The sequence below is a fragment of the Thiocapsa rosea genome (assembly GCF_003634315.1).
GTDB lineage: Bacteria > Pseudomonadota > Gammaproteobacteria > Chromatiales > Chromatiaceae > Thiocapsa > Thiocapsa rosea.
Genome location: NZ_RBXL01000001.1, coordinates 2,540,615 through 2,552,960, shown reverse-complemented (window position 1 = coordinate 2,552,960; position 12,346 = coordinate 2,540,615). Strand labels below are relative to the sequence as shown.

General features: G+C 61.9%; 8 protein-coding genes. 6 read left to right on the top strand and 2 right to left on the bottom strand.

What is annotated here, in order from left to right; all coding sequences use genetic code 11:
* Positions 1–10 precede the first annotated feature (10 nt).
* From BDD21_RS11250 to BDD21_RS27435, 3 genes are all read left to right on the top strand, one after another.
* Entirely contained in the window at positions 11–1,663 is a 1,653-nt protein-coding gene (locus BDD21_RS11250) for a DUF6399 domain-containing protein (protein ID WP_120795595.1), read from the top strand.
* A gap of 85 nt (positions 1,664–1,748) precedes the next feature.
* The gene (locus BDD21_RS11245; RefSeq protein WP_211335033.1) at positions 1,749–2,144 is read left to right on the top strand and encodes a hypothetical protein; all 396 of its coding nucleotides are present in this window, start codon (positions 1,749–1,751) and stop codon (positions 2,142–2,144) included.
* A 114-nt stretch (positions 2,145–2,258) separates the two neighbouring features.
* Complete coding sequence (locus BDD21_RS27435) at positions 2,259–3,281, top strand: hypothetical protein (protein ID WP_147431058.1); 1,023 nt, start codon at positions 2,259–2,261, stop codon at positions 3,279–3,281.
* Positions 3,282–3,889: 608 nt separating this feature from the next.
* Here BDD21_RS27435 and BDD21_RS11235 read toward each other — a convergent pair.
* A complete protein-coding gene (locus tag BDD21_RS11235) occupies positions 3,890–5,542 on the bottom strand; it encodes a DUF6399 domain-containing protein (protein WP_120797254.1) in 1,653 nt (550 codons plus the stop codon).
* 280 nt (positions 5,543–5,822) lie between these two features.
* On the opposite strand from BDD21_RS11235, the gene BDD21_RS27430 reads away from it, so the two are divergent.
* Positions 5,823–6,656 carry a hypothetical protein gene (locus BDD21_RS27430; RefSeq protein WP_147431056.1) on the top strand — a complete coding sequence of 278 codons (834 nt, stop codon included), beginning with the start codon at positions 5,823–5,825 and terminating at the stop codon, positions 6,654–6,656.
* Positions 6,657–6,982: 326 nt separating this feature from the next.
* Positions 6,983–9,922, top strand: coding sequence for a M28 family peptidase (locus tag BDD21_RS11225; protein WP_120797252.1), 2,940 nt, complete (start codon positions 6,983–6,985; stop codon positions 9,920–9,922).
* Between the two features lie 115 nt (positions 9,923–10,037).
* Here the strand turns inward: BDD21_RS11225 and bchE are convergent, their stop codons facing one another.
* A complete protein-coding gene (bchE, locus tag BDD21_RS11220) occupies positions 10,038–11,702 on the bottom strand; it encodes a magnesium-protoporphyrin IX monomethyl ester anaerobic oxidative cyclase (protein WP_120797251.1) in 1,665 nt (554 codons plus the stop codon).
* 204 nt (positions 11,703–11,906) lie between these two features.
* On the opposite strand from bchE, the gene BDD21_RS11215 reads away from it, so the two are divergent.
* On the top strand, positions 11,907–12,344 hold the full coding sequence (locus BDD21_RS11215) for a hemerythrin domain-containing protein (protein WP_120797250.1): 438 nt from the start codon (positions 11,907–11,909) through the stop codon (positions 12,342–12,344).
* The last annotated feature ends 2 nt before the right edge of the window (positions 12,345–12,346 follow it).

Here is a 12,346-nt window from a genome sequence, read left to right as displayed (position 1 = left end):
CCACGATCGCTTGGATCGCGCCAAGCACCTGCATGCGGTGGCGCAAGCCCAGCAGGATGGGCAGAGTCAACGCGCGGCGGTCAGCGGCGCCGGCGTGGCGCGCAGCACCCTGCGTCACTGGAACGCGTCCCCTGCGCCATCGGCGCCGGCGGCGCTGTCGGCCTTCGTCGAGACGCCCGAGGGCGTGGTGTGGCTGCGCCGGATCCTGGTTGCCGCGCACTGGAGCATCGGCGAGCAGGGCGGCGCGGGCGTGCGCGTGGTCTGCGATTTTCTCGAGCGCAGTGGGCTGTCGGCATTCATCGGCGCCTCCTACGGTGCGCAGCAGGCGTTCCATGCCGGCTTGGAGGAGCAGATCGTCACCGCCGCCACCGAACTGCGCGGGACGCTGGCCCAAGCCATGCCCCATCGCACACTGAGCATCGCCGAAGATGAGACGTGGAAAGACGGCATGCGTTTGGTGGGCATCGATGCGGTCTCGAACTTCATCCTGCTCGAGCACAGGAGCGATGAGCGCTCGGCGGCGGCCTGGACACGGGCGCTCGAGGGTGGACTCGAGGGGCTGAATGTCACGGTGGTGCAAGGCACCAGCGATGAGGCCAAGGGGCTGTTGGCGCATGTCGAGCGTGATCTGGGCGCACACCATGCCACGGACCTGTTTCATCTGCAGCATGAGGTCAGCCAGGCGATGAGTCTGTCGCTGAAGCGCGCCGAGCAACAGGCCGAGACGGCGGAGACCGAGGCGAAGGCGCGCTGGCAAGACGAATGCGCCGCCGAGCAGGCCTATCATCGGCGCCGCCACGGCCCCGGGCGCCCGCCGGCGTTCGCCGCGCGCATCGACGAGGCGCTGAGCGCTTACGTCCAAGCCAGCCTTGCGCGCGAGCAGGCCCACGCGCACCGCGCCGAGGCCAAAGCCCTGATCGGTGCGTTCAGCGAGGTCGATCATCCCTACGAGATCCAACAGGGACAGGCGCAAACCCCCGAGCAGTTGGAGGCGCGTCTGGGAACGCTGTTTGCGCGCCTGGAGGCGATCGCCGAGGAAGCGGATCTTTCCGAGCGTCTCTGCGCACATCTGGCCAAGGCGAAGCGCCTGACTCAAAGCCTCGTCGCCACGCTGACCTTCTTCTTCATGATGGTCAACACCCGGGTGCAGGCGCTGGACCTGGCACCGGCCATCGAGCAGGCGATGCTCGACGATCTGATCCCGGCGCTTTATCTGGAGCGCGTCGCCGCACGCAGCACCCGCGCCGAGCCCCGTCATCGACTCCGAGCACTGAGTGCGCAGCGTCTCGCCCCGCTGAGGCAGCCCTCGCACCCGATCCAGTCGCTGGATCCGCAGACCCGTCACCATCTCGAGCAGGTCGCCGGGGAGTGTGCCGATCTGTTCCAGCGCAGCAGCTCCTGTGTCGAGGGACGCAACGGCTTCCTCGCGCTCTATCAGCACGGGCATCACCGACTCAGTCCGCGCAAGCAGCAGGTCTTGACCGCCCTGCACAACTTTGCGATCAAGCGGCCCGACGGCACCACGGCCGCCGAGCGCTTCTTCGCTCAACCCCACCCATCCTTGTTCGAGCAGGTGCTCGAGCGCATGCCCTGGCCCGCCCGACCGGCCCGACGACGACCGCGCCCGGCAAGGCAGCCTTACCTCGTTCCTGTGGCGGCTTAGCAACAGTGGACCAATCGATGATCAAGGCCAGCATCTTCTTCTTGGTGAGCTGCTAAAGATATCGTGGGCGAGCGGACGGTGTACTTTGGAGATCGCCAAACCAGAGGTTGATAGTCAAGGCTATGACGTGATTGCCGAGGAGAACGGCGTAGTCCGGCATATTCAACTAAAAGCAGCCAAGGTTGGCGCGACAACGCCGAGTCAGAAAATCCATGTTGGGCTTGCGAGTAAGCCTTCAGGCTGCGTGGTGTGGGTCTACTTTGACGAAACCACTTTGCGACTTGGACCGTTTTTGTTTTTCGGATCGGCTCCTGGAGACCCACTCCCGAGTATCGAGAAGCTCAAGATCGCGAAACATACCAAGGCGAACGCAGAAGGGAGAAAAACCGAAAGACCGGCGATTCGCATCGTAACCAAAGGCGACTTTGAAACATACGGAACGATCGATGAATTGTATCACGCACTATTCGTTCGGGCATAACAAAAGTCTCAAGGCGACCCCAAACCGCGCATCAAGCTTTGAGGTTTTTTAAGGCTGTTGGGCTTGCGCGGTTTGGGTCGCCTTAGCCATACGTTATAAATCACAGGTAAAACCATGCTAAACATTCTGCAAAGGGTTTGCTGGAATACTAGAGGATGGCAGCTTCCATCTGGCTCTACGAGTGAGAGCGGATTTCCTGGAGAGAATGGATTTGGACATGAAGAATGGAATTTTCAGCTTTCTGATACATGGAATAAGTTTGTTTTTCCTTATACCTACCTTATCCCTCAAAAAAAGATACTTGACGAGCATCAAGGGAAATTTAATATTGGCTTTTTCGCCCGCCACCAAGAACAACACCAATGGCTTTTCCTTGGTGTTCATCATAATGCTTGCTTAATCGCAGATAGCGATTATCCTCAAATAATTAAGTTGTTTGACAAAGACGGAGTATTTGATCGCAGAGCCGATGAATTGCTGTCTGCAACTAACCGCTTCAAAACAAAAAAAGCAGCACTTAAAGAAGTAACTGATGCATTTAAGACGCCATTCATCAGGGTCAAGAGCCCCATTTCTGATGTTGAGTATTTTGCACAGCCGATATTGATAGACAAGCCATCAAATCATAGATTCAAATCTTTTACTTATGTTGACAGCTTTCCCTCATCATCAACCAACATCCCTGTAAGCCAAAGTATTAGATCAGCCTTGGCTGAGGATGGTTACTATAGAGAGACTGCTGCCAAACTTAAATTAATAATACCAAAGCACAATAAACTGTCTAACGATTTTTGCCAGTGGCTAAACAAGAAAGGAATACCAGTCAAGCAGGAAGAAAATTTCATAGATGTATTATTTGAAGTTAACAACGTAAGCTATATAGCAGAATTGAAAGTTGTTTATGGAATTGGGACCACAAAAGCAATTCGCGAAGCTCTAGGACAACTCCTAGAATATAATTATTATCCTGGCAGAAATACAAACAAAGAATGGATGATCATTCTTGATCAAACCCCCTTAGCATCTGATCAAAGTTACGTAGAAAAACTGATAACAGAAATCAAATTTCCTTTAAGAATCGGATGGCAAACAACTAAAGGGTTTGAATTCTATCCAGTATGGAAAATAAAGTTATAACAAGCGGTTAAAGCGCGGACCCCGCAGACGCGACGGAGCTTTTTCTGCAAGGTTGTGCCAGCGGGGCCGCTTAACCTTGGCGTTGGGCAGCGATAGATGAGACATCGAGACTTAAATGGAAGAAATCAGCGGCATTCCGATAGTTCAACTAGCTGATGTAATCAAGCCCGTTCTTGATCGCTATGGTCGCCCTGCAAACGATCTGGCGATCCGGAATGACATTTTGGCCGATATTCGCCGCGCTCTTGTCAGTGGAGATAAAGACAGGATCCGGCTTTTTCTTTCCCAAGACGAAGCGTATTGGATCGGTACCCTGCAATGGGCGTACTTTCAGCGATTCGAGGGAGTAAACCCGCTTGAGGGCTACAAGGACTGGGCGCGTGCCAAGTGTGATCTCCTATTGGCTATTGCCAGTAGAACCAGAGAGGACGATGGAATCATTCAGCATCTGCTCAACTATGAAGATTTTCATGTGGAAGTGCTTCCGTTCCCATTTGGTCCCTCGTTTATCGTTCGGCTGTATGAAATGCGGGGGCTAGATTTCTTTCTCTTCCATTACATGGGGGGAGAGACTTCCGCGGCCTTGATCATCGATTGGTCCACTGTTGCTAAGCCGCCACAGGAACGAGGTAAGGCTGCCTTGCCGGGCGCGGTCGTCGTCGGGCCGGTCGGGCGGGCCAGGGCATGCGCTCGAGCACCTGCTCGAACAAGGATGGGTGGGGTTGAGCGAAGAAGCGCTCGGCGGCCGTGGTGCCGTCGGGCCGCTTGATCGCAAAGTTGTGCAGGGCGGTCAAGACCTGCTGCTTGCGCGGACTGAGTCGGTGATGCCCGTGCTGATAGAGCGCGAGGAAGCCGTTGCGTCCCTCGACACAGGAGCTGCTGCGCTGGAACAGATCGGCACACTCCCCGGCGACCTGCTCGAGATGGTGACGGGTCTGCGGATCCAGCGACTGGATCGGGTGCGAGGGCTGCCTCAGCGGGGCGAGACGCTGCGCACTCAGTGCTCGGAGTCGATGACGGGGCTCGGCGCGGGTGCTGCGTGCGGCGACGCGCTCCAGATAAAGCGCCGGGATCAGATCGTCGAGCATCGCCTGCTCGATGGCCGGTGCCAGGTCCAGCGCCTGCACCCGGGTGTTGACCATCATGAAGAAGAAGGTCAGCGTGGCGACGAGGCTTTGAGTCAGGCGCTTCGCCTTGGCCAGATGTGCGCAGAGACGCTCGGAAAGATCCGCTTCCTCGGCGATCGCCTCCAGGCGCGCAAACAGCGTTCCCAGACGCGCCTCCAACTGCTCGGGGGTTTGCGCCTGTCCCTGTTGGATCTCGTAGGGATGATCGACCTCGCTGAACGCACCGATCAGGGCTTTGGCCTCGGCGCGGTGCGCGTGGGCCTGCTCGCGCGCAAGGCTGGCTTGGACGTAAGCGCTCAGCGCCTCGTCGATGCGCGCGGCGAACGCCGGCGGGCGCCCGGGGCCGTGGCGGCGCCGATGATAGGCCTGCTCGGCGGCGCATTCGTCTTGCCAGCGCGCCTTCGCCTCGGTCTCCGCCGTCTCGGCCTGTTGCTCGGCGCGCTTCAGCGACAGACTCATCGCCTGGCTGACCTCATGCTGCAGATGAAACAGGTCCGTGGCATGGTGTGCGCCCAGATCACGCTCGACATGCGCCAACAGCCCCTTGGCCTCATCGCTGGTGCCTTGCACCACCGTGACATTCAGCCCCTCGAGTCCACCCTCGAGCGCCCGTGTCCAGGCCGCCGCCGAGCGCTCATCGCTCCTGTGCTCGAGCAGGATGAAGTTCGAGACCGCATCGATGCCCACCAAACGCATGCCGTCTTTCCACGTCTCATCTTCGGCGATGCTCAGTGTGCGATGGGGCATGGCTTGGGCCAGCGTCCCGCGCAGTTCGGTGGCGGCGGTGACGATCTGCTCCTCCAAGCCGGCATGGAACGCCTGCTGCGCACCGTAGGAGGCGCCGATGAATGCCGACAGCCCACTGCGCTCGAGAAAATCGCAGACCACGCGCACGCCCGCGCCGCCCTGCTCGCCGATGCTCCAGTGCGCGGCAACCAGGATCCGGCGCAGCCACACCACGCCCTCGGGCGTCTCGACGAAGGCCGACAGCGCCGCCGGCGCCGATGGCGCAGGGGACGCGTTCCAGTGACGCAGGGTGCTGCGCGCCACGCCGGCGCCGCTGACCGCCGCGCGTTGACTCTGCCCATCCTGCCGGGCTTGCGCCACCGCATGCAGGTGCTTGGCGCGATCCAAGCGATCGTGGATTGGCGTGGGGCGTCGATCTGCACTAGAGTCGACACAGGCAGGAGCATCGGACAACGGCGTTTCCCTCGGTCAGTTTGCACTTCCAAGGGTACGCCTCCCCGGCGCTCCTGCCACTCCTTCAGGATGCTTGATCGCCTACCGAAACACGCGGTTTTGGACCAACCGATGATCAAGGCCGACTTCCGCACACGAAGATGATGTGCTTTTCGAACATGCAACAAGCGTAGCTAAGTCCCTTACGCGGCTCGGCCGCACCGCCGAAGCAGCGTTGGTCGAACGCGAACTAGGGGAACGAAAGGAGCGGCTCGCCGCAATTCGACGGGACTTCAAAGGTCCAGAGTATGACCCGTCAGCGCATCTCATCGCACGTATTCGTATCGCCGGCGAACGGTTTTGGTCCGAATATTTGACAGCCGAGGTGTGGACCAAGGTTGACCGGCAATCTTCCTCTGAATTGGTGGACGCATTTTCGACTGAATATCTGCTCAAACAAGAGGTGCTTTCAACTTGGAGCACGGTAGCCTTGGCCCTGTGTAAAGTCGTTGAACGTGAGACTGCAAGAGCTATTTGCACGCCTTGGAAGGAGCATTTCCAAAGGGCCGCATGGAAAACACCACAAGCGGAGTCTGAGACGGCTCGCAAGCGGATTGAATCTCGCCTGATGACATTCAAAACGCTTCAGTCTTGCTCCTCAGATAATGGGCACTCACCAACGCTCGGACAGTTAGTTTTCATCGCTAAGTTCTGGAATGATCCCATGATGGACCGATGTACGGACCTATTCAAGAATATCCGTAGTCGGGTGAATCGAGCCTCACCAGACTTTTCTGACCGAGTCGCAAAACTCGCACGCGTTCTAGAACAGCCACTCAAAACGGATGGCGCGGCATTGACCATACCAGAAGTCCGCAACCGTTCCGCGCACCCGCGGGAGGACGAAGATGTTGACTGGACTTCATTTATTGACCAGATCAGGGAAACACTTGGTAAACCGCCAGTCGAACTACTCAAGCTAGTGGTGCACCTGACTGTTGCGGGTAAATCTGCCCAACAAGGCGCTGCACCGGACGCTGATTCCGCTGCGCTCCATCAGCGCCAGTGAGCTTGGTCGCTGGGGCTCCGTTCCCTACGTCCTTCCGAGAGGTCGGACCCACCTCGGCGGCAGTGGCCACAAAGTCCGCATCGAGACCCCGGTCCGATTGATGAAGTACGCGTTTCGGACTTGGTAGCCTGCCAGCGGACCCGCAGGAGGCCAGATGCAACGCATCGGCGAAATCGGTTCCCTGCTCGGTGCTCGACCGATCCAACGCATGCACGGTGACTGCGGCTCGCGTCCGAGGGTTTGTGACCGCTGCCCGACGCCCTTACCCTTGCCGACACGAAGACCGCTCGAGCGGCCCATCGACACCACCCGAGGATGCCCGACCCATGCCCCGATTGCTCCGTTGCACGACCGCCCTTGCCCTGGCCGGACTTGTCTCCGGCCCCGCGCTCGCGATGGCCGAGGCGTCCTCCGGTCACGAGGCGCGGTTGCTGTCGAACCCCCGCCAGCTCATCTTCGAAGGCAGGCGCTCGGGCGAGGGCTACTTCAGCGCCGATGGCCGCCTCATGGTCTTCCAGAGCGAGCGCGAGGCCGGGAATCCCTTCTACCAGATTTATTTGCTCGACCTGGAGACCGGCGACACGCGCCGCATCTCGACCGGTATCGGCAAGACCACCTGTGCCTGGATTCATCCGCAGGGCGATCGTGTCCTTTATGCCTCCACGCATGCGGATCCCGGCGCCGAGGCGGCGCAACGCGAGGAGTTGGAGAAGCGCGCCACCGGACAGGGCAGCCGCTACTCCTGGAGCTTCGATCCGGCTTACGAGATGTACGAGGCGGACACCCGGGGCAACCTCCTGCGCCGTCTCACCACCGCCGAGGGCTATGATGCCGAGGGCTCCTGGTCGCCGGACGGCAAGACCATCGTGTTCGCCTCGAATCGTCATGCCTATGCCGGCGATCTCTCCGAAGACGCACGCGCCGCCTTGGAGCAGGATGCCTCGCGTTCCATGGAGATCTACATCATGGACGCCGACGGTGGCCAGGTGCGCCGACTCACCGACTCGCCCGGCTACGACGGTGGCCCCTTCTTCAGCGCCGACGGCAGCCGTATCGTCTGGCGGCGCTTCGACGAGGCCGGCAAGGTCGCCGAGATCTGGACCATGCGGCCCGACGGCAGCGACCAAAGGCAGATCACCCGGCTCGGCGTCATGTCCTGGGCGCCCTTCTTCCACCCGAGCGGGGACTACATCGTCTTCGCCAACAACGCGCACGGCTACGACAACTTCGAGCTCTACATCGTCGACAGCGACGGACAACGCCCCCCGGTACGCGTGACCGACACACCCGGCTTCGACGGTCTGCCCGTCTTCACGCCCGACGGCAAACAGCTCGCCTGGGCGAGCAGCCGCACTGCCGACAAGCAGGCACAGATCTTCATCGCGGACTGGGACGATGCCGCCGCGCGCACCCTGCTCGGGCTGAACACGCCCGAGGACGCCGCAACATCGCCGGACCCGGCATCCGGCATGAGGATGCCCGCTCCGACCCGCGCCGAGATCGCCGCCGAGGATCTGCGAACCCATGTGGACGCGCTCACGGCCGAGCCCATGGCCGGCCGCATGACGGGGACCGAGGGCAGCCGTCTCGCAACCGCCTATGTCGCGGAGGCGATGGCCCGCATCGGGCTCCGACCCGCCGGCGATGACGGCGCCTGGTTCCAGCCCTACGGGTTCATCTCGGGCGTCACGCTTGCCGAAGGCAATCGTCTGACGCTCGCCGACCCGGATGGCCCAGCCGCCGAGCTCGCGGTCGACCGGGATTGGCGGCCGCTTGCCTTTTCGGGCAGCGGGGCGGTCGAGCCGGCCGAGACCGTTTTCGCGGGCTACGGCATCGTCGCGCCCGCCGCCGAGGGCCAGCCGGCCTACGACAGCTATCGGGATCTCGATGTCTCCGGCCGCTGGGTACTGGCCTTTCGCGGTCTGCCCGAGGACGTCTCGCCCGAGCGTCGTCAACATCTGAGCGAATACGCGGATCTGCGCTTCAAGGCGATGGTCGCGCGCGAGCAGGGCGCGCGCGGCCTCATCCTGGTCAGCGGCCCGAGCGCACGGGTCAAGGATCAGCTCGTCGCGCTCGAGAACGAGGCGGGCGCGGGGCCCGGCAGTTTGCCGGTCATCTCGGTGACGGATGCCGTCGGACAGCAGTTGCTCGCCCCGGCGGGGAAGGATCTCGCCGCGGTCCAGCAGGCGCTCGACGGCGGCGAGGCCGTGTCGGGTTTTGTCCTGCCGAATCTTCGACTGGCCGCCGACATCCGTCTGCAACGCGAGGAATCGGTCGATCGCAACGTCCTCGGGCGCCTGCTCGCGGGCGATCGGCCGAGCGAGCAGGTCGTGATCGTCGGCGCCCATGTCGACCACATCGGCGACGGCACGGGGCTCGACTCGCGCGACGAGATGCCGGGGCGCATCCATCCCGGCGCCGACGACAATGCCTCGGGCGTGGCCGCCTTGCTCGAAATCGCCGAGGATCTGGCGAGCCGCAAGGCCCGCGGTGCGCTCGATCTGCGTCATGACCTGATCTTCGCGGCCTGGACCGGCGAGGAGATGGGCCGGCTCGGCTCGGCCGCGTTCGTCGAGGCACGCACCTCGGGCGATGCGGGTCTCGGCGGGCAGGTGCTGGCGTATCTCAACCTCGACATGATCGGTCGCCTGGATTCGCATCTCAGCATCCAAGGCGCCGGATCGAGCAGCCTCTGGCGCGGCGAAATCGAACGGCGCAATGTCCCCGTCGGCCTGCCGCTCCAAGTCCAGGACGATGCCTATCTGCCGACCGACTCGACCTCCTTCTATCTCGCCGGCGTGCCGATCCTGAACTTCGTCACCGGCGTGCACCAGGATTACAACACCTCGCGCGACACGGCCGATCGGCTGAACTACGAGGGTCTGACCCGCGTCGCCCGTCTCGCCGGTCTCCTCGCCGGGGCCGTCGCGGTCCGCGAGGCGGCCCCGGACTATATTGCGCAGGAGAAACCGAGCACGGGCGCAAGCCGCGCCAACCTCCGCGCCTATCTCGGCACCATCCCGGCCTACGACAAGACGGACCTGAAGGGCGTGCTGGTCGACGGGGTCGCCAAGGACGGACCGGCCGAGCGCGGCGGCATGCGTGCCGGCGACCTGATCGTGTCGGTCGCCGGTCGCCGGATCGAGAACATCTACGACTACACCTATGCGCTCAATGCGCTGAAGGCCGAGGAGCCCGTGACCGTCACGGTCGAGCGCGACGGCACCGAGCAGCCGCTGTCCATCGTACCGGCGGCGCGGGAATAGTGTTGCGCCGCCGGCTCTGCCGAGACCGCCCGAGACCCGAAGCCCGACGTCGAGGGCTTTGGTCCCGCACCGCCGTGCGGCAACGTTTCTAAACCCTAGGCAGAGTGAAGCGCACCTACTCGATCATCACCTTGACCGACGCCTTGCCGACCGTCTTGGGCAACGTCGGCGGTGCGACCGTGAGGGCATCGATCTCCGCCTGATCGAGCTGCTCTTTGCCGCCGCCGCAGGCCATGATCTGGGCCTGGACGTCGCCCTTGATCTTGCGGCTGTGCTTGGCCTTCCAGTCGGTGCCGCCCTCGGCGACGCGGGTACGTTTGGGGTCGAAATGGAAGTCGACCTTCTTCTTGGACTGCGGACCCCAGTAGTTGACCTTGCCCAGATCGTAGAACTTGCGCTCGAAACCGGCCTTGAGAAACGCCTTCAGACAACCGAGCAGATAACGCCGCCGCTCGCCGCTGCCGGCCCAGGGATAGGAGAAGAGCGCCTTGTGCATGTAGAAACGGCGATAGTTGTGCATCACGCGGTCGAGCAGCTCGGCGCGATCCATGGCGGCCGGCTTGATGATGGGCGTGACGAAGTTGTACTTCTCGTAGTCGAAGATCTCGACCTTGTCGCCCAGCTCGCGGAACAGATCCGTGAAGGGCCAGGGGGTGTACATGGCCCAGTTGGCGAGGTCCGGTTTCCAGTCGCGCGCCATCTGATAGGTCTCTTCGAGCGTCTCGGCGGTCTCGTTCTCGAGTCCGACGATGAACTGCGCCTCGGTGAGGATGCCGGCGTCGCGCAGCAGGCCGATCGCTCGTTTGTTGTCGGCGACCGTGGTCTCCTTGTTGAAACGGTCAAGCTTCAATTGGGCCGCGGCCTCGGTGCCGAGCGAGACATGGATCAGGCCGGCCTTGCGGTAGAGCGGCAGCACGTCTTCGTCGCGCAGGATGTCGGTGACCCGGGTGTTGATGCCCCAGAGGATCCCGAGATCGCGCTCGATCAGCTCCTCGCAGAAGGCGATGAACTTCTTGCGATTGATGGTCGGCTCCTCGTCGGCGAGGATGAAGAAACCGACATCGTGGTCGCGCACCAGGGTCTCGATCTCGTCGACCACCTTCTTGGGATCCCGGATGCGGTAGTCGCGCCAGAACTTCCACTGGGAGCAAAACGAACAGGTATAGGGACAACCGCGGGCCATGTTCGGGATAGCGACGCGTTTGTTGAGCGGAATGTAGTTGTACTTGTCCCATTCCAGCACGCCCCAGTCGGGGGTGATGGCGTCCAGGTCCTTCACGGTCGGGGCGGCCGGGGTGGCGATGATCTTGCCGTCGACGGCGTAGGCGAGACCCTTGACCTTGCCGCGCTCCTCGGGCCAGCGGCCTTCGTCGACGGTGCGCACCAGATCGACGACGATCTCCTCGCCCTCGCCGCGCACGATGGCATCGATCCAGGGCGCCTCGCCGAGGACCTGCTGGTACATGAAGGTGGCATGCACGCCGCCGAGGACGGTGACGATCTTGGGGTCGACCTCCTTGACGATCTCGAGCAGACGCTGGGCCTTGTAGATGGAGGGCGTGATGGCCGTGCAGCCGACGATGTCGGGGCGATAGGCGACGATGGCGGCGCGGACCTGCTCCTCGGACAGATCGTTGGTCATGGCGTCGACGAAGCGCACCTCGGTGAAGCCCGCGGTCTTGAGCGCACCGGTGAGATAGGCCACCCACGCCGGCGGCCAATTGCCGGCGATCTCGGCGCCGCCCGAGTGGTAGTTTGGGTGGATGAAGAGAATGCGCATGCGTCGAGCCCCCGGCCTGTGGTGAGTGTCAATGAAGATTGACAGTCGACCTCATTGTCGTCCTTGACACAGGTCAAATCCGCGCGGGCCGCTCGGGTTTGCGGGCCTTACCCGCGCGATCGCGTGCGATGGGATCTGACCTAGGTCAAGGACGACCCGCGCGATGCCGGGAGAATGCCGGGCCAGTCAACCGGAGGATTCGCCATGACCGACTCGATCGCCACCTATATGACCGACGACCACCAGCGATGCGACCATCTGCTTGCCGCCTGCGAGCGAGCGATCTCGAACGGCAATTGGACGCGACTCGCCGAGCAGGCAACGGAGTTTTCCAAGGCCCTGATCGACCATTTCGACATGGAGGAACAGATCCTCTTTCCCGAGCTGGTCGCCGTCAGCCCTTGGGCGTCCGGGCCGACCGGCATGATGACCATGGAGCACGGGCAGATGCGCAGTCTCGTCGAGGAGTTCAGCGAGGCGGTCGGCGCGCAGGATGCAGATGCCTGTCTCGGGATCCTGGAAACACTCCATCTGCTGATCCAACAGCACAACTCGAAGGAAGAAGGCATCCTCTACCCGATGGCCGAGGAGAACCTGGCCGACCAGACCCCGGACATCCTGACTCGGCTGCAGGCAGCGTAAGA